The sequence below is a fragment of the Rhodoferax sp. RT5P35 genome, assembly GCF_056521385.1.
Genome location: NZ_JBWMAX010000003.1, coordinates 15543 through 33319, shown reverse-complemented (window position 1 = coordinate 33319; position 17777 = coordinate 15543). Strand labels below are relative to the sequence as shown.

The following is a 17777-nucleotide window of genomic DNA, read 5'->3' as shown; positions in this document are numbered from 1 at the left end:
GCTTGCAGCGTATATTTAATATGCGCTGGCAGCTATCAAAAGTCATATCAAAATCTGTAGCAAAACTAAAACTGCAAACAGAAATCGATCAAGCGGTCCTTCGCCCAGTACACCTTGCCCAGGTAGAAGCCGGGGCCGATCAGGCGGATTTCGTCGCGCACGTAATGCGCGATGACCGAGGTGTCGGAGTAGTCCAACACGATGCATTCCTTGCCGTCCAGCCAGCTGGCGTCTTTGTAGACCTTGGCCAGCACAGCCTCAAAGCCGAACACCAGCACCTTGTTTTTCAGCACGCCTTTTTGCGCGTCAAACACCTTGCCCTGCCAGCCAAACAGGTTGATCAGGTGGGCGATGCTTTGGGTGTATTGGGTGCCGGGCGCGATGATGGCCGTGCCCTCGGCGCTGCCGTTGGGGATATCGCCGGGCGGGCTGGCGCGGAACAGGTCGTCCAGCTCGGTTTGGCCCATTGCCAGCAGTTGGGTGACGTCATAGGCCATGGTTTTCTCCTTAAAGATCATGGGTTGAGGATTACGTCTGCCGCCTTTTCACCCACCATGTAGACGGCGGCGGCGATGAAGAAGCCGGGAATGCGCGGAAACACCGATGCGTCCACTACCCGCAGGCCGCGCGTGCCATGGACGCGGAAAGCGCTGTCGAGTACATCGCCAATGGGGCAGGAGCACGAGGCATGGTGGCCCCAGGCGGTGCTGCGCACGAAGTCGGCCAGTTCGGCATCGGTCTGTACCTCGGGGCCGGGCGTGCATTCCTCGGCGATCAAACCACTGGCCAGAAACGGAGCGGTGAGGCGGCGCACGGCGCGGATGGCCTGCACAACGGCCTGTAGATCGGCCCCGGCTGCATCGCTGCCTTCTTCAAAGTAGCGGAAGTTGACCAGCGGCGGCTCCAGCGGATTGGCCGAGCGCAGCGTGACCGTGCCGGCGCGGTTCAGCGTGTGGGCTTTCAGGATGGCCCAGGTCAGGCGGTCGCTGTGCTGGCGGATGCGCTCCGAAAAACCGGGTTCGTAACCCTCGAATGGGGCGGGCAGGGCCATGCAGAAGATGTCAGGCTCGGGCTGGTCGGGGCTGGACTTTTCAATCAGGCCCAGCATCGCCCCGCTGGCGGCGTACATGCCCGAGCACGCGGTCTTCCAGCGCTGCCACACCGGGTCGCCGCGTTCAAACCGTGCTTCTTTCAGCCCCTGCCAGGGCTGGCGCATGCGGTGGGTGAGGGCGACTTCGTAGCGGTCTTGCAGGTTGCGGCCCACGCCCGGTAGGTTTACCCGCACCGGGATGTTGTGGGCCTGCAGCGCAGCAGCGGGGCCGATGCCGGACAGCATCAGCAGCTGCGGGGTGTTGAAGGCGCCGCCGCACAGAATGACTTCGCCGCTAGATTGCACCTGCCGTAGCTGGCCCGCTGCTGCGTTGGGCACGGGGTGGGCGTGGTACAGGCGCTGGCCTTTCAAGTACTCGACACCGCAGGCCGCGCCCTCGGTATTGAACAGCACCCGGGTGGCCAGGGCGTGCAGCTCAATGTGAAGGCGGTCGGGGTGTTTGTCGCGCACCTGCAGCAGGCGCTCGCGCGCGCCCATGCGGCTGTGCCGGGCGGTGCTCATGGGCGTGTAGCACAGGCCCTCAAAGCTGCCGCGGCCCCAGGGTCGGGCGTTGGGGTCGCCGCGCACGCGCAGCCAGCGCAACAGGCTGCGCAGCGGGGTGGGCAGGCTGTGGGTGAAGTTGCGGGCGGTGCGGGCCAGCATGTCCACCAGTTGGGCATCGCCCAGGGCTTCGGGCGGCACCGAGCGCTCGGTGTGCAGCCAGCCGTGCCAGCCGTGGCCGCTGGGGTCCAGGCCCAGGCGCTGCAGGGCGCGCCACACCGGGCGGTGCTGGCAGGACTCCAGCCGGGCAAAGTAGCGCTGCATGTGCTTGGCGCGCCAGCTGGCATCGCCGGTGAGGTCGGCGATGTGGTCCCAGTCGGAGTCGTGCGGGCGCATGAAAATCATGGCGTTGTGGGCCGTGCAGCCACCCAGCCCGGCGGCGCGCGGGTACAGCACGCCTTGGCGGGCGGCGCTGTATTTGGGGTCGCGCGCCTGGCGGGCCTCGTCGGCGTAGTGGCGCACTTGGAAGTTCCAGGCCATGGCTTCGTTCTCACAGGCAAAGGCGTGGAAGCCGGGCACGTCGTAGTCGTCGGGCAGGCGCGGGCCTTTGTCCAGGCGCGGGTCCCCACCTGCCTCCAGCACACACACGCGCTGGCCCGCCTCTACCAGCCTGGCGGCCAGGGTGCCACCGCCTGCGCCGGTTCCCACGATGATGGTGTCCCATGGTTGGCCTTGGGTGATGGGCATGCGGCTAGAACGTCTTCAAGAAGGCGATCAGCGCGCGCTTGTCGGCATCGCTCAGCGCGGGCTCGGTGCCAAAGGCTTTTTCGTCGGCGCTCAGGCCTTCTTGCTGGTTGAACTCGGCCGTGCCGAAGTAGTGGCCGCGGTTGACCACGAAGTCGGGGCATTTGCTCAGGCGCAGCAGCGGGGCACGCAGGTTGGCAAACTTTTCGCGCAATTCCGAATCGTCAGCGTTGCGGGCTTTGAACAGGTCTACCGGCAGCTTGAGCAGTACCTCGGCCAGGTCGCGCTTGTGGGCCAGCGCATTGCCTTCTTCGGGCTGCAGCTTGAGGTTGGACAGCAGACTGACCGGCATGCCTTTGGGAATGGGACCCAGGGTGATGTCGCCACCCAGCGACGGCACCAGGCGGTGCAGCACCCTGCGCAGGGGTTGCAGCACCTCGGGCACAAAACCGGCGGGCACGGTGATTTCGCTGCGCTGGTCAGTGCGGTCGATGGTGCCAGGCACTCTGCTGCCCAGCACGCTGTCGCGCACCCTTTGCTCGGGCCACAGCATTTGGTTGATGGACGCGTCAAACACCGCCATGCGCCCGGCCACCGACGGGTCGCCGTTGAACGGCCCCACGGTGCTGTTCAGCAAAAACGGCGCGGTGGACCACAGGCTGACCAGGGACGGCACCCGGGTGTAGCCGCGCCCGCCCCCCGGCATGGCGTAAGGCACGTTGGCCCCGGTGAACGGGTCGCTCAGGGTGACGGTACCTACGCTGGGCAACTGCTTGTAGGCGGTGGAGGAGAAGTTGTCCCAGATATTGCCCGCCAGCGCATTGGTGGCCAGGGGGCTGCAGACGTTGGTGCGCAGCAGGGTGGCGGGGATGCGCGCCTCGGTGGACAGGTAGTTGCCCTTTAAAAAGTCGGGGGCCTGCACGATCTGGCGCATCAGTTTTTTGTAGCCATCTGTCTGGGTCCAGCCCCAGTAGGCTTTGAAGCAGCCCATGTAGCCGCCGCCCGCGCATTTTTGCGGCTCCAGGCCCAGCTCGGGCGGGGGCGTGGGGGCTTTGCTGGAGTGGCAGCGGGCGCAGGTGTCGGCAAACACTTGCTTGCCGTGGTCCAGCGTGGCGGTGTCGGCCTGTAGGTAGGCCGCGCCGCCGGGCGCGCTCTGCAGGTAGTCGGGCTGGGCGGCCTTGAGGAAGAACAGGGCTGTGTTGGGTGTGCCCGCCTCGGTGGCCTGCCAGTAGCCAGAGTTTTTTTGTGCCGTGGCGATGGGGATGGGCGTGATGGCCTTGCCCCCCACCACCGGGTTGAAGTGCAGCAGCCATTCTTCGCTGAACAGGCCGATGTTGAGGTAGACCCGGTTCAACGCCCCCAGCAGGCCCACCGAATCGGAGCCGTCTTTGAGCACATGGGGCACACGGGCGATGTGGGTGGCGGGGTCATAGAACTCGGTGAGCGGGCCGCTGGTGACAAAGTCGTTGAACTGTTTGTTGTCGCGCTCGCCGCCGTTCAAAGGCTCGTGCCAGAGCTGCTTGCCTTGGGCCATGCGCTCGGCAAAGCTGTACACCGCGTTCATGGTGCGCGGGTTGTTGATGCTGTCGGTGGAGATGAGTGAGGTGTCCATGGCCCCGGGCCGGAAGGTGTGGGCCAACTGGTACATGTAGTTCTTTTTGCCCACGGCTTGGTTGGCGTTGTGGATGAACAGCCGGTCTACCCACATGTACTGCGCGCCCACCGAGGAGCTGAGGTTGGCAAACGCGGGTGCGTTGGGGTTCTGCGGCGGGTTCACCGGACTGGGACCCACGTGGCAAAACCCGCAGGATATGCCGACTCGGTAAGGGCGGACCAGGTCTTGGCGGTTGTAGTATTTTTCGTCGGTGTAGTAGCGCTCGGCATCCCACACTTTGGCGGCTTTGGCATCGAAGGCCGGATTCGGGAACAGGCGCAGGCCCAGGATGCCGGTGGCCTCACCGTAGAACGAGCCGGTGGGTAGGGTGGTGCCGTCACCCAGTGGCTTACCCCGTGCGCCCACTGCCACGCCGGGGTATTTGACGGCGTTTTCAAACGGGTCGGGCGCGCAGCCTGGGGCGCGTTGGTCGAGCCACAGGCCTTTATGGGCGGAATCTGGGCCGGTTGCGTTGCCAAAGCAGGGTTCGTTGACCAGGCCCAGGTACTCCCAGCGGTTGGCCCGCGAATAACCCTGGCTGGGGTGGGAACTGATGGTTTTGAGCAGGTCGAACGCGCCAAAGGTGAAGTTGCCCATGCGGTCCCACAGGCGGTCGTTGCCGCCGGTCCAGACCAGCCACATATTGCGCCCGGCCACCTCTTGCGGGGTCAGCGCCGGGGCGCCGTCCATATCGTGGAAATAGTCCTCAGACGCATGGGTGAAGCTGCTGCCGTCGCGCCCGGCCTGTTTGGCTTCGTCCAGTACCTTGCCCGCTATGGACAGTGGTGCAGGGGCCTGGGCGCTGGTGGATAGGCCTGTCAACAGCATGCCGCCCAGAAACAGGAACGCTAGCGTTGTCCGATGCCAGTGTCTATGCCAGTGTCCATGTGCCATTGCCATCCCCCGGTTGATGGACCACGTTGCGCCTTCTCGCCAGAAAAGTAAAGCGCTGGTGAAGGTGCTGCCAGTCTAGGCCGCAGCCCCAGGGGATGCATCCTTCAAAGAGGGGATAAACCGGCCTGTGATAAGTTGGGAGATTTTATTTATATGCTATATTAAAAATAGCAGTAGGCGTATATTTTATATGCGCTAGAGGCTTATTTAATGCTTTATTTCGAAGCTATGGCTTCACCGTGTACGGCAGCAAGCGCGCCCTGGATGCCGACAGCAATGCCGTCATGGCGCTTGCTGCCGCATCCGGCTCGTGCGCCAGGATGTGGCGGTGCACGGCGGCGTGCAGGTCCAGGTCTTCGCTGGGGCGGGTGGCGTGGCGCAGCAGCATTTCGGACGACACCCGCAGGGCCGCCTTGATGCCGTTGCCGATGGTGATGAACATGCCGTTGCGCGACACTTCGATGATGGTCATGTGGAAGGCCAGGTCGGCTTCGGCGGCGGCGCGCACCTCGTTGCTAGTGTAGGCGGCGGCCAGCGCGTGGTAGCGGCTATCCAGTAGCTGCATATCGGCGGCGTTGCCGGCCTGGGCAGCCAGAAAGCAGGCGCGCGGCTCAAAGCACAGGCGCATCTCGTAGATGTCCTCGATGATCTTGGTGTCGAACTGGGCGTGCAGCCGCCAGGCCAGCACGTCGCGGTCCAGCAGGTTCCAGTCGGCAAAAGGCAGCACCCGCGTGCCGATTTTGGGCGACACGTCGATCAGCCGCTTGCTTGACAGCTGCTTGATGGCCTCGCGCACCGTAGTGCGGCTGACCCCGTAGGCGCTGCACAGATCGCTTTCCACCGGCAGCGCGTCGCCCGGCAAAAACTCACCGCCCACGACGCGCATGCCGATGATTTTGGCCACCTGGGCGGTCATGGTGCCGACCAGCGGTTCACGTTCAAACATGCGGGTTCCTTTTGGGGCATCGCGTGCCCCCTTTTTTATTTACGGCCTGTTGCCGTTGTCACGATCACGTTCCACGATCCGGGCTTGAGTTCGGCCAGGATGGTTTCGCCATCTACCTGCACGTGGGGGTTATTTTCGGGCACAACGGTGTTGGGCGCGTCCTTGGTGTTGGTGGCCTTCATGTTGCTGTGGTGCAGGGCTAGCGCATGGTCCAGCGTGCGGGTGGTGCCCAGGCCGCGCAGTTCGATGCGCAGTTGCATGCTCTCGGTGAGGTGGCGGTTCAGCGCAAACACCGTGGTGGTGCCGGTGGCCTCGTCGTCCACTACGCAGGCGCAGAGGTAGGGGATTTCCGGGTGGCTTTTGGCCTCGTAGCTGGGCGAGTCGATCACCGGGCGCAGCACCTTGCCGTGGGCAAAGCGGGTGGCCTGGGCAAACGGGTAGAAGATGGTTTGCCGCCAGGCCGGGCCACCGGGTTCGGTCATGATGGGGCCGATCACGTTGACCAGTTGCGCCAGGCAGGCGACCTTGACGCGGTCGGCGTTGTTCATCATCACGATGAGCGCGCCACCTACCACCAGGGCATCTTCGGTGTTGTAGATTTCTTCTAGCAGGCGCGGCGCTTGCGGCCAGCCGGGCTGGCGCAGGTCGTTGATGGAGCGGGCCTTGTACCAGACGTTCCACTCGTCAAACGACAGCATGATGCGTTTGGCCGAGTGCTTGCGCGCCGCCACTCCGTCGGCCACAGCGACGATTTCCTTGATCGACTGGTCCATCTGTTCGATGCAGCCAAAAAACTCGGGCGTAGAGTCGCCGCGGTTTTCAAAATAGGTGTGCAGCGAGATGAAGTCCACGTCGTCAAAGCAGTGCTCCAGCACCGTGTCTTCCCACTGGCCGTAGGTGGGCATGTTGTGCGCCGACGAGCCGCAGGCGGCGAGCTGGATGGTCGGGTCCACCAGGCGCATGAGCTTGGCGGTTTCATGGGCGATGCGGCCGTATTCGTCGGCGGTTTTGGAGCAGATCTGCCAGGGGCCGTCCATCTCGTTGCCCAGGCACCAGAACTTGATGTCGTGCGGGGCCTCTACGCCGTGCGATTTGCGCAGATCAGACAGGGCGGTGCCGCCGGGGTGGTTGCAGTATTCGATGAATGCACGGGCTTCATTGGGGCCCCGCGTGCCCAGGTTGACAGCCCACATGGGTTCGATGTCGGTAGCTTCGCACCATTCCATGAATTCATTGGTGCCAAACTGGTTGGTCTCGGTGGAGGCCCAGGCCAGGTCCAGGCGCACCGGGCGGTCGGCGGCAGGGCCGACACCGTCCTCCCAGTCGTAGCCCGATACAAAGTTGCCACCGGGGTAGCGCACGATGGTGGGACCCAGTTCGCGGGTCAACTCCATCACGTCGCCGCGAAAGCCGCGCGCGTCGGCGGTGGGGTGGCCGGGCTCATAGATGCCGGTGTAGACCGCGCGGCCCAGGTGTTCAACAAAGGTGCCGAAGATGCGCCGGTCAAGTTCGGAGACGGCGAAGTCGCGGTCTACGACCAGGCGGGTGGAGATCATGGTGTGCTTCCTGTGAAAAAAAGGGTTGGGGCCGCCATCGCGGCCCCGGGGTAGGTAGATGGATGGATAGGTTTAACGGACGGTAGACAGCAGCTTGTTGACGCGTTCTTCGGCCGACTTTTGCACTGCGTCGATAGGCTTCTTGGTCAGCAGCATGTTGACCATTTCTTCGCCGACGATGGCCTCGACGGCGCGTTGGCGCGGCACATTGCTGGGAACCGACACGCCGATGCTGCTGATCTCCAGAATGTTGCTGCGGAAAGGCAGTTTCTTGAAGTCGTCGCGGGCGGTGGCGGTGGTGTTGGCGGGCAGGTGGCCGGTGCGAGCCCACTCGTAGTCGCGGTCCCACAGGAACTTCATGAAGCTCAGTGCGGCCTGGCGGGTCTTGTCGTCTTTGGCACCGCCCTTGAGCATCACCCAGCTGTGGCCGTCGGCAAACGCGGCCTTCTTGGCATAGATCTTGGCAAATGGCACCACCGAGTAGCCACCATGCAGGGGAGAGTCGGCTTTTTCGGCGGCGTCGACAAAGTCGCCAATCGTCCAGGTGCCGACGATGTGCACACCCACGTCGCCGTTGATAAACGCCTGGTTGCCTGCGCCGTAGTCCAGGTTGGGTTTGATCAGGCCTTCGGAGTAGAGTGTGTTGGCTAGTTCCAGGGCATTGCGCACGGGCTTGGAGTGCATGTCGATCTGCTTGCCGTTGGCCGCGAACAGTGTGCCGTTTTGCTGCGCCACCAGGGTGACCAGGCTGCGGAAGTTGCCTGCCACGTCGGCGGCAGGCCAGCTCAGGTAGGGCTTGCCAGTGGCGGCTTTGAACTTGCGTGCCTGGGCCAGCAACTCCTCGGGGCTTTGCGGCAGGACGGGCGAGCCGTCAGCGTTGGTGAGCCCGGCCTTTTTCATCAGGTTGCCGTTGATGTGCCATAGCCACGACCAAGTGTCAAAGGGCAGGGCGTAGGTTTTGCCACCGATCTGCGTGCCGCGCTTGGCCTGCTCGCTGAACTGGTCGGTGCTGATGCCGACGGCCTTGAAGCCTTCGTCCAGTGGCTCCACCAGCTTGCGGGCCACGTAATCGCCGAGTACGGACTCGTGCATCACGGTGATGGTGGGCACGTCTTTGGCCACGATGCGGGCGCTGAGCTGGTCGTAATACGGATTCCACTCGGCAATTTGCGGTTTGACCACAATACCGTCTTTGTTGGTGGCGTTGAATTCATTGATCAGCGTGGTGATGATGCCGCACTCGCCACGGGCCTTGCTGGCATCCACGGCCTTGCCGTAGTCGGCATCGCAGGCGCCGAAGAAGCGGGCCACCGTGATCTCGGTCTTGGCCTGCGCCGCGCACAGGGCGCTGCCGGTGGCCAGGGTGATGGCCACCAGGCTGGCGGCAATGGTTTTCAGTCTCATGCTTGTCTCCTCTTTGTCAGGCCGTAGCCATTTTTTGGATGTGCAGCGGATCGGCGCTGCCCCGTTGGAACCTTTGGAACATGCTTCAGCGCACCGCCGTGCCTGCCACGGCGGTGACGATGTATTTCTGGAAAAACAGGTACAGGATGAACAGCGGCAGCCCGGCAAACACGGCCTGCGACATCAGGTAGCCAATGCCCTCGCTTTGGGCAAAGTTCGACTGGCTGGAGGCCAGCCCCAGGGTGATGGTGTACATCTCGGACTTGGAGGCCGACACCAGCGGCCAGAGATAGTCGTTCCAGGCATTCAGAAAGGTGAAGATGCCCAGCGTCGCCTGCGCCGGCACCGACAGTGGCAGGATGATGCGCCAGAAGATTTTCAGCCGCGAGGCGTTGTCCAGCAGCGCGGCTTCTTCTAGCTCCACCGGAATGCCCCGAAAATACTGCGCCATCAGGAACACGCCAAACGGTGCGGCCAGCTTGGGCAGAATCAGTGCGCTGTAGGTGTTGTGCATGTCCAGGTCGGCAAACAGGCGGTGCAGCGGCACCAGAATGGCCTGCTCGGGCACGGCCAGCCCGGCCAGCACGCAGGCAAACAAAATGCGCCGCCCGGGGAAGCTGGTGCGCGCAAAGCCGTAGCCCGCCAGCGAGGCAATCACCAGGGTCAAAAAGGTCTGCCCCAGCGAGACGATGGCGCTGTTGAGCAGCCAGCGAAACACCTGCGAGGTGCCCAGGATGTCGGTGTAGTTCTTCAGCGTGAAAGGTGGTGCAAACAGCACGTCGGTGCGCGCCATCAACGCTGCATTGGGCTTGAACGACAGCATGAAAATCCAGAACAGCGGAGCCACCCAGACGCAGGCCAGGGCAATGGCTGCAGCCAGGATCAGCCGGTCGCCCCAGCCGGTTTTCAACATACGGCTCATGATTTGTCTCCCCGTGCATCGTCTGCACTGCGCTGGCGGCCCAGCCAGGCTTGCACGCTCACGCCGATCAGCATCAAACCAAACAGCACTTGGGCAGAGGCGGCCGAATAGCCCAGTGCCCACTGGGTAAATCCGGTCTCGTAAATGAACTGCACGATGGGCCGCGAGCTGTTGTTGGGCCCGCCCGCCGTCATCAGGTACGACTGGCCGAACAGCTGGAATTGCTGGATCACCTCGATCACCGCCACCAGCACCACGGTGCGCTTGATCGACGGCAGGGTGATGGACACAAAAGTGCGCCAGCGGCCCGCGTTGTCCAGCGCGGCAGCCTCGTACATCTCTTGCGGAATCTGTTGCAGCGCCGCCAGAAACAGCATCATCGGCAGGCCAATGATCCACCACACGGTGACCAGCGCCACCGACGGCAGGGCCAGTGATTCGGTGACCAGCGGAGCCAGCGGCTGCAGCCCCGCGCCTACCATCAGATTCGACAGCAAGCCCTTGTCAGGCATCAGCACCAACCGCCACACCAGGGTGACGATGGTGACCGACAGCACCGACGAGCCGAAAAAGATGGCGCGCAGCACCGCCCCGGTGCGCCCGGGCCGGTTCAAGGCCAGTGCCAGCGCCAGGCCGAGGGCGACGAACACCGGCGTGGTCATGCCGACAAAGTAGAAGGTGTTGCGCACCGCGCCCAGAAAGATGTCGTCGTGCAGCAGGTCGGCGTAGTTCTTCAGGCCGATGAAGTCGCTGGTGTCGGCCAGCATGTCCACGTCGCGCAGGCTCAGCCACCAGCCCAGTACCAGCGGCAGCACCAGCAGCAGAACGTAGACCACCAGGTAAGGCAGAACGAACAGGCCATTCAGCCAATGTTTGGGTTGTTTGCGTGCCATGGCTGCTTACTGCGGTGCGTGGTGGGCCAGGCCCGCCGCGTCGAACACATGCAGGCGCGCGCTGTCGATGCGCAGAGCCACCGCTTCACCGGGGGCCACGCCGCTGTCGCGGTGCGCCTCGGCCACCACATTGCTGCCATCGGCCAGGCCCACGTGCACCAGGGTGTGGTCGCCCAGGCGCTCCACCACGTCCACTCGGCCCGTTAGCTCGCCTTGCGGGTCCAGGGTGATGGATTCGGCGCGGATGCCCAGCGTCAGCGGGCCTGCCGGTACATCCGCATCCCGCAGCGCGGTCTGAAACACGCTGCCATGGGCGATGCGTAGGCACAGCCGCCCGTCTTGTGGGGCCGCGCGCTCGGCGTCCAAAAAGTTCATCGCAGGCTGGCCGATAAAGCCTGCCACAAAGCGGGTGGCCGGGCGGCGGTAGATGTCCATGGGCGCGCCGATCTGCTCGATGCGGCCCTTGTTCATCACCACGATGCGGGTGGCCAGCGTCATGGCCTCGACCTGGTCGTGGGTGACGAAGACCATGGTGGACTGCAGGCGCTGGTGCAGCCGCGCCAGCTCGACCCGGGTGCGGGTGCGCAGGGAGGCATCCAGGTTGGACAACGGCTCGTCAAACAAAAACGCGCTGGGATTTTTCACAATCGACCGGCCAATCGCCACCCGCTGGCGCTGCCCGCCCGATAGCTGGCCGGGCTTGCGCTGCAGCAGGGCGTCCAGCTCCAGCATGCGGGCGGCATCGGTGATGCGAGTGGTGATTTCTGCCTCGGCCAGGCCAATGTTGCGCATGCCGAAAGCCATGTTGTCGTACACCGTCATGTGCGGGTACAGCGCGTAGTGCTGGAACACCATGGCCACGCCGCGCTGGCCGGGGGGCAGGTCGGTCACGTCTTTATCCGCAATGGTGATGCTGCCACTGGTCACCGGCTCCAGCCCCGCCATCATCCGCAGCAGGGTGGACTTGCCGCAGCCGGATGGGCCGAGGAACACCAGGAACTCGCCCTGCGCGATGTCCAGCGAAAGGTCGCTCATCACCACCACGTTGCCGTAATGTTTGCTTACCCGGTTCAGTTGAATGCCTGCCACGTCTTGTCTCCAGTCCAAAGTGTCTTTGGTATTATGAAAGACGATTCTAGAGGGTCTTAAACGGGGCTGTCAACAAAGTTCGATGCTGCGGTGCAGCAGATGTAAGGATGCATTGGCAACCGTACATCTCTAGCGGGCAGGCAAAACGGCACCTTCCAGAAACACCGCAGAACTGGCTACGCCAGGCTGCTGGTGTTGCCCCCTGCAAGGGGGTTGGCGAAAGATGCGCAGCACTGTAGCCTGGGGGTGGGCATAATTCCAGGCATAAAAAAAGCAGCTAGCGCAGGGGAAATCTGCGCTAGCTGCTATAGTTTTTAGCTTAAAAAGTGTAGCGCCTATGCGCCCAAAGTCTCCGCCCAGGCTAGGGCTTGCAGGTGCGCCCAATTGACTTGTTTATTGGACAAATGCAAAGCTTCGGCGGTGCGGGCAAAAACTTCGTCGTTGCCGCTTTCGCAGGCTTCGGTCAGCGCCAGGAATGGGGCCAGCACGCCGGTGCGGTGCAGCAGGGCATCCAGCACGGGCTGGGGTAGGGCGACGGATTCCAGGGCTTTGGCCAGCGGCACGCCCAGCATCACGTCAAGCATCGAAAACACGCCGACCACAAAGGCGTTGTCGCAGTCTTCGGGGGACAGCATTTCAGCCGCCAGCAGTTCCATCAGCTTACCGCGCACCACGGCTGTCTGGCCGACCGCCGGGCCGGGGCCATCTTTGTCGCTGCGCGAGGTGGTCATCAACAGGGCGGCCCAGCGGAACAGTTTGTTCAGCCCCAAAATCATTACCGCGTGGCGGAACGAGGTGATTTCGCAGTTCAACCCGAAGCCGGACGAATTGATGAAGCGCAGCAGGTTGAACGACAGGGTCGGGTCGCGCTTGAGCAACTCTTCGATCTCGGCGGTACTGCCTTGTTTGCGTACCAGATTGATCAGTTGCAGGATGGTGGCCTGCGAGGGGCGCACGGTTTGGGCCTTGACCAGCGCCGGTTTGGCAAACCAGTAGCCCTGGAACAGCTTGATGCCGTAACTGGTAAGCAATTGGTGCTGTTCCGCGGTTTCCACCTTTTCGGCAATCACTTGGGCGGTGGTGTTGGCAATGGCGAATTTGACAAACGGCTGCACCAGCTCGGGCTTGAGCGCCATCAAGTCCAGCTTCACAAACGAGGCCAGGGCGCGCCAGGATGCGTAGCCGCGGGTCAGCACCGTGTGGTTAAAGGCAAACCGGAAACCGCGTTTGCGCAGGTCTTCGAGTACCACGGCGTGGCTGGCGATATCTTCCGGGTCGTTGCCTGGCACCGGTGGAACCTCCAGCACCACTTTGTCGGGGTGGACCAGCTCCAGGTGACCGCCCGCCAAGCTGGCCAGCGTGCAGTTGATGAAGACCAGTTTTTTACCCACCAGGGTTTCGATGTCAGTGAACGACAAGGCGTTCACCAGCAGCGCGGCATCGCTGTCTGCGGTGTAATTTTGGCCGGGGCTGGAGCGGTCAAACAGTTCGTAGCCAAATACGGCGCGATGCTCGTCCACGATGGCCTGGCGGGCAATCAGTACCTGGCTGTCAGGGGTGGCATCGGGTTCCAGGGGGTGCCTTAGGCTGTGGAGTTGATCGGGTATGGTGGACATGGCTTGGTAAGTTCTACGGGCCACGGGGGCAGCTGATTTCCATTCTAGAGAATAACGGCCTTGAAAGGGATGGGCGGGGCAGGGTATTTACCAGATGTTGCTTCTTGCCGCCCCTCCTACATGGTCAGAGTGTCGGCCCAGACCAGGGCCTCCATGTGGGCCATATTGATGTGGTGGCTGCTGAACTGCAAAGCGTTGGCAGCGGTGCTGAAGGCGCTGTCGTCGTCGCTTTCGCATGCCTTGGTCAGGGCCAGCATGGGGCCGTAGATGCCTGTGCCATGCTGCAGCGCCTCGGCTACCGCCGGGGGCAGCGATAACAGGGCCAGCGCCTGGTCCAGTGGCATGCCCAGCATCACGTCGAGTAGCGAGAAAATCCCCACCACGAAGGCTCCGTCGCATTCTTCGGGTGTCAGCGTGCCGGTGGCCAGCAGCTCCATCATGCGGCCGCGCACCACGGCCATGGTGCCCACCGCCGCGGGTGTGCCGTTGGCCTTGGACGCGGTGAGCAGCAGGGCCGCCCAGCGGAACAGCTTTTTCAGGCCCATCAGCATGACGGCCTGGCGGAACGAGGTGATCTCGCGGTCCAAGCCAAACCCGGCAGAGTTGATCAGCCGCATCAGGTTGAAGCCCAGCACGGCGTCTTTTTTCAGCACGGCCTCAATCTCGTCGGTGCTGGCCTGGTTGCGCACCAGGTTGATGAGCTGCAGCACATGGGCCTGGCCGGGGCTGATGACCTTGGTTTTGATCACGTCCGGACGGGCAAACCAGTAGCCCTGGAACAACGTCGCGCCATAAGACAGGAGGGCGCTGAACTGCTCTACAGTCTCGACTTTTTCGGCCACCACGGCGGCCTGGGTGCGCGCCTTCACGGCCGCCACAATCACCTGCAGCTGCTCGGGTTTAAGCGCCATTAAATCCAGCTTGACGTAGTCGGCCAGCGGCTGCCACGAGGCGTAGACCGGGGCCAGTACGGTATGGTTGAACGCCAGCCGAAAGCCGCGTGCGCGCAGGTCTTGCAGGGTTTGCTGGCGTGCCGCGATGTCGGCGGGCGCGTGGCCCGGAACGGGGCCGACTTCCAGGACTACCTTGTCGGGCTGGATCAGGTCCAGGTGGCCGCCCGACAGGCTCTCGTGCGTGCAGTTCACGAAGATGGTCAGCTTGCCCACCAGCGACTCGTTGCCAGTGTGGGTCATGGCGTTGAACACCAGAGCCACATCGCTGGCCGCGTTGTGCGACGCGGTAGAGCGGTCAAACAGCTCGTAGGCCACCACCTCGCGTTGGGCATCCATGATGGGCTGGCGAGCGATCACGACCGTGCCGGAGTCGGTGGGCAAAGCAGTTGCGGCAGAGGCGTCGGATGGAGGCATGGGAGGTGTCGGATTGTTCCGTATCGTAATTTGTAAGGGGCTGGGGTGGGCTGCGGTGGGGCATTTGAGCGCGACCCGACTATGCCAGCAAAATCGCCAGCTCCTCGTCGGTGAACCCGGCCTGCAAACGCGCTCGGGTATTGAACGGCGGCTTGGGCGTGGGCGCGTCATAGCGCTGGGCCAGCACACGGTAGTGCGCCACCGGGTCCAGCCCATCACGTTGGCACAGCCAACGGTACCAGTGGTTGCCAATGGCCACGTGACCAACCTCGTCGTTCAAAATAATCTCCAGAATTTCCACCGCCCGCAGCGCCTGCGGTGTGGCCACCCGGCGCAGCTTGGCCTGGATCAGCGGCGTGGCATCCAGGCCGCGGGCCTCCAGCGTGCGGGGCACCAGGGCCATGCGTGCCACGACATCGGCGCCAGTGGCTGCGCACACCGTCCACAGACCGTCGTGGGCCGGAAAGTCGCCGTAGTCCCACTTCTGTGCACCGTCGGCCAGGCTTTGCAAATGGGTGCGCAGCAGGCTGAAGTGGTGCGCCTCCTCGCTGGCCACGCGCACCCAGTCCCGGTAGAAGGCATCGGGCATGCCGTCAAAGCGCCAGGCCGTATCCAGGGCCAGGTTGATGGCGTTGAATTCGATGTGTGCCACCGTGTGTAGCAGCGTGGCCAGGCCGTCGGGCGTGAAAGGCGAGCGCTGCGGCTTGACCACGCGCTCTACCAGTACCGGCCGGGCCGGGCGGCCGGGTGGATCACCAAAAGGCTCAAAATCAGACTTTGCTATTGAAAGCGTAGCTGCTTGCGCATGCAGCAATTGCGCTGAGGCCACTTTTTGTGCTGGATCGGTGAGGCACAGGGTTTGCAAGGCGCGGGTTCGGAGTTCCATCCCTACAATTGTAAAAGTTGAAAAAGGACCAGTATGGCTCTGTATGGATTGGAGGGGGTGGCGCCGCAGTTGGCGGCCACGGCCTGGGTGGCAGACAGCGCCGAAGTCATGGGCGATGTGGTACTGGGCGAGGACAGCAGCGTCTGGTTTGGCGTGGTGGTGCGGGGCGACAACCACCGCATCACCATCGGCCGGGGCTCTAACGTGCAGGACCTGAGCGTGCTGCACACCGACCACGGCGTGCCGCTGACGATTGGCGACAATGTCACCATTGGCCACCAGGTGGTGCTGCACGGCTGCACCGTGGGCGACGGCTCGCTGATTGGCATTGGCGCGGTGGTGCTCAACGGAGCCCGGATCGGTAAACACTGCCTGGTCGGCGCGGGCGCGCTGGTCACCGAGGGCAAAGAATTTCCCGACGGTAGCCTCATCATCGGCAGCCCGGCCAAGGTGGCGCGGATGCTGACCCCAGCGCAAATCGAAGGCTTGCAGCGCAGCGCCCAGGCCTATGTCGCCAACGCCCGGCGCTTCAAGAATGGCTTGCAAAAGCTGGCTTGAACCCCATATCGGCCTGTACCAAGTTAGGAACTCCCTGTGTCTGAACTCCATAAATTTTTATTCGACGGCCTGCCCGTTCGCGGCTGCATCGTGCGCCTGACCGATGCCTGGCAAGAAATTTTGCGCCGCCGCGCCTCCAACACCACCACCGGGGCCTACCCCGCGCCCGTGGCCGAGCTGCTGGGCGAAATGACCGCCGCGGGCGTGCTGATGCAGTCCAACATCAAGTTCAACGGCGCGGTGGTGCTGCAGATTTTTGGCGACGGCCCGGTCAAGCTGGCCGTGGTGGAAGTGCAGCCCGACTTCAGCCTGCGCACCACTGCCAGCGTGATGGGCGAGGTGCCTGCAGATGCCATGCTGAGCCAGATGGTCAACCTGAATAACGAAGGCCGTTGCGCCATCACCCTGGACCCGAAGGATAAGTTTCCCGGCCAGCAGCCCTACCAGGGCGTGGTGCCCCTGTTTGGCGACCAGCATGAGAAATTGGAGAAGCTCAGCGACGTGCTGCAGCACTACATGCTGCAAAGCGAGCAGCTCGACACCTTGCTGGTGCTGGCCGCCGACGAGAACGTGGCTGCCGGGCTGCTGATCCAGCGCCTGCCCATTCAGGGCGAAAAAAACCTGGCGGGCAGTGTGACCAGCGAGGCCAATGAGGACGAGATTGGCCTCAACGAGCACTACAACCGCATTGCCACCCTGGCCAGCACCCTGAAGCGCGAAGAGCTGCTGACACTGGACGTGGACACTATTCTGCGCCGCCTGTTCTGGGAAGAGCAGGTGCTGATGTTCAGCCCGCACATCGGCCCCACCGCGCCGAAGTTTGCCTGCACCTGCAGCCGCGAGCGCGTGGGCGCGATGATCCGCAGCCTGGGCACCGACGAGGTGGAAGGCATCCTGGCCGAGCGCAATGACGTGGAGGTGGCCTGCGAGTTCTGCGGCAAGCAATACCGCTTTGACGCAGTGGACGCGGCCCAGTTGTTCACCACGCCGGATGCGAGTTTGCCCGGCCCCTCAGCGGTGCAGTAGGCCGGTAAACAGCCGGTGCTCGCACTCCGGGTCGCTGCACTTTTCGCAGTTCCAGGTCCAATGGCTGTTTTTTGAAGTAAATTGACCGCTAGCGCTTTTTCTATCTGCGTGAGTAGCTATTGATTCAATAGCGTTCAGCGCATTGCGGGTGCGGGCTAGATCTTTGCCGTAGACCACCTGGTAAGGCACGCCGCCCCGCGCCAACGCGGAGCGCAGGGCGGCATCTACGGGTCCGCGGCTTTGCGGGCCGTCGCGTTGCGGGTCGGCGGCCCAGGGCAGGTCCAGTCCCATGACCAAGGTCAGATCGAAATGCCGTTGTTGCAGCAGTGCGGCGGGGTACAAGCTGTCGTCACCAAACAGCAGATCGCTATAGACAGCGGTCATCAGCGCGGTGGTGTCGGCGATTAAATACGTGGCGGGCGGCGCTTGGGCGATGCGTTCGGTGTGCGTTTGGGCAATCGCTAATTGCTCATCGGCACGCGGTGTGCGACCTGCGGCATCGCACCACTGGCGTAATGTCTCAGAGATGGTAGAGACGCTATGGCCTTGGCTGCGCAGGGTTGCAGTGATGGCTGCAGCCAGCTGGGTCTTGCCGGTGCTTTCGGCACCCAGCAAAGCTATTCTGATCAAC

The 17777-nt window shown here is 63.2% G+C and carries 15 protein-coding genes; 2 read left to right on the top strand and 13 right to left on the bottom strand.

Translation table 11 applies throughout. The features are described 5' to 3' along the window. Positions 1–65 precede the first annotated feature (65 nt). The 12 genes from AC097L_RS04525 to AC097L_RS04470 form a co-directional block, all read right to left on the bottom strand. Positions 66–497: a hypothetical protein gene (locus tag AC097L_RS04525; RefSeq protein WP_479584981.1), complete on the bottom strand. Its 432-nt coding sequence runs from the start codon at positions 495–497 to the stop codon at positions 66–68. Positions 498–514: 17 nt separating this feature from the next. Next, the gene (locus AC097L_RS04520) at positions 515–2338 is read right to left on the bottom strand and encodes a GMC family oxidoreductase (protein WP_479584980.1); all 1824 of its coding nucleotides are present in this window, start codon (positions 2336–2338) and stop codon (positions 515–517) included. A 4-nt stretch (positions 2339–2342) separates the two neighbouring features. After that, positions 2343–4811: a hypothetical protein gene (locus AC097L_RS04515; RefSeq protein ID WP_479584979.1), complete on the bottom strand. Its 2469-nt coding sequence runs from the start codon at positions 4809–4811 to the stop codon at positions 2343–2345. A gap of 298 nt (positions 4812–5109) precedes the next feature. After that, complete coding sequence (locus AC097L_RS04510) at positions 5110–5829, bottom strand: FadR/GntR family transcriptional regulator (RefSeq protein ID WP_479584978.1); 720 nt, start codon at positions 5827–5829, stop codon at positions 5110–5112. A 35-nt stretch (positions 5830–5864) separates the two neighbouring features. Beyond that, positions 5865–7385 (bottom strand): arabinosylfuranosidase ArfA, encoded by a 1521-nt coding sequence (arfA, locus tag AC097L_RS04505; RefSeq protein WP_479584977.1) that lies wholly within the window; start codon positions 7383–7385, stop codon positions 5865–5867. Between the two features lie 72 nt (positions 7386–7457). Continuing rightward, entirely contained in the window at positions 7458–8789 is a 1332-nt protein-coding gene (locus AC097L_RS04500; RefSeq protein ID WP_479584976.1) for an extracellular solute-binding protein, read from the bottom strand. Positions 8790–8874: 85 nt separating this feature from the next. Further along, complete coding sequence (locus AC097L_RS04495; protein WP_479584975.1) at positions 8875–9711, bottom strand: carbohydrate ABC transporter permease; 837 nt, start codon at positions 9709–9711, stop codon at positions 8875–8877. Then, entirely contained in the window at positions 9708–10604 is an 897-nt protein-coding gene (locus AC097L_RS04490; protein ID WP_479584974.1) for a carbohydrate ABC transporter permease, read from the bottom strand. Before AC097L_RS04490 ends, AC097L_RS04495 begins: the two co-directional genes overlap by 4 nt. A 6-nt stretch (positions 10605–10610) precedes the next feature. Beyond that, complete coding sequence (locus AC097L_RS04485) at positions 10611–11711, bottom strand: ABC transporter ATP-binding protein (protein ID WP_479584973.1); 1101 nt, start codon at positions 11709–11711, stop codon at positions 10611–10613. Between the two features lie 317 nt (positions 11712–12028). Next, positions 12029–13309: an EAL and HDOD domain-containing protein gene (locus AC097L_RS04480; RefSeq protein ID WP_479584972.1), complete on the bottom strand. Its 1281-nt coding sequence runs from the start codon at positions 13307–13309 to the stop codon at positions 12029–12031. 116 nt (positions 13310–13425) lie between these two features. Continuing rightward, positions 13426–14676: an EAL and HDOD domain-containing protein gene (locus tag AC097L_RS04475; protein ID WP_479584971.1), complete on the bottom strand. Its 1251-nt coding sequence runs from the start codon at positions 14674–14676 to the stop codon at positions 13426–13428. A 79-nt stretch (positions 14677–14755) separates the two neighbouring features. Beyond that, positions 14756–15562, bottom strand: coding sequence for a ferritin-like domain-containing protein (locus AC097L_RS04470; protein WP_479584970.1), 807 nt, complete (start codon positions 15560–15562; stop codon positions 14756–14758). Between the two features lie 33 nt (positions 15563–15595). Between AC097L_RS04470 and AC097L_RS04465 the strand changes: the two genes are divergently transcribed. After that, positions 15596–16120 (top strand): gamma carbonic anhydrase family protein, encoded by a 525-nt coding sequence (locus tag AC097L_RS04465; protein WP_479584969.1) that lies wholly within the window; start codon positions 15596–15598, stop codon positions 16118–16120. 36 nt (positions 16121–16156) lie between these two features. Beyond that, entirely contained in the window at positions 16157–17146 is a 990-nt protein-coding gene (hslO, locus tag AC097L_RS04460) for an Hsp33 family molecular chaperone HslO (RefSeq protein WP_479584968.1), read from the top strand. On the opposite strand, the gene AC097L_RS04455 is transcribed toward hslO, so the two are convergent. Beyond that, positions 17132–17776: an AAA family ATPase gene (locus AC097L_RS04455; protein WP_479584967.1), complete on the bottom strand. Its 645-nt coding sequence runs from the start codon at positions 17774–17776 to the stop codon at positions 17132–17134. The genes hslO and AC097L_RS04455 overlap by 15 nt on opposite strands. Position 17777: the final 1 nt, after the last annotated feature.

Bases quoted from the DNA above. Each gene is read 5' to 3' on its own strand.
- AC097L_RS04490 (WP_479584974.1), bottom strand. From the start codon at position 10,604: ATGGCACGCAAACAACCCAAACATTGGCTGAATGGCCTGTTCGTTCTG.
- arfA (WP_479584977.1), bottom strand. From the start codon at position 7,385: ATGATCTCCACCCGCCTGGTCGTAGACCGCGACTTCGCCGTCTCCGAA.
- AC097L_RS04475 (WP_479584971.1), bottom strand. From the start codon at position 14,676: ATGCCTCCATCCGACGCCTCTGCCGCAACTGCTTTGCCCACCGACTCC.
- AC097L_RS04480 (WP_479584972.1), bottom strand. From the start codon at position 13,309: ATGTCCACCATACCCGATCAACTCCACAGCCTAAGGCACCCCCTGGAA.
- AC097L_RS04465 (WP_479584969.1), top strand. From the start codon at position 15,596: ATGGCTCTGTATGGATTGGAGGGGGTGGCGCCGCAGTTGGCGGCCACG.
- AC097L_RS04495 (WP_479584975.1), bottom strand. From the start codon at position 9,711: ATGAGCCGTATGTTGAAAACCGGCTGGGGCGACCGGCTGATCCTGGCT.
- AC097L_RS04470 (WP_479584970.1), bottom strand. From the start codon at position 15,562: ATGGAACTCCGAACCCGCGCCTTGCAAACCCTGTGCCTCACCGATCCA.
- AC097L_RS04510 (WP_479584978.1), bottom strand. From the start codon at position 5,829: ATGTTTGAACGTGAACCGCTGGTCGGCACCATGACCGCCCAGGTGGCC.
- AC097L_RS04525 (WP_479584981.1), bottom strand. From the start codon at position 497: ATGGCCTATGACGTCACCCAACTGCTGGCAATGGGCCAAACCGAGCTG.
- AC097L_RS04520 (WP_479584980.1), bottom strand. From the start codon at position 2,338: ATGCCCATCACCCAAGGCCAACCATGGGACACCATCATCGTGGGAACC.
- AC097L_RS04500 (WP_479584976.1), bottom strand. From the start codon at position 8,789: ATGAGACTGAAAACCATTGCCGCCAGCCTGGTGGCCATCACCCTGGCC.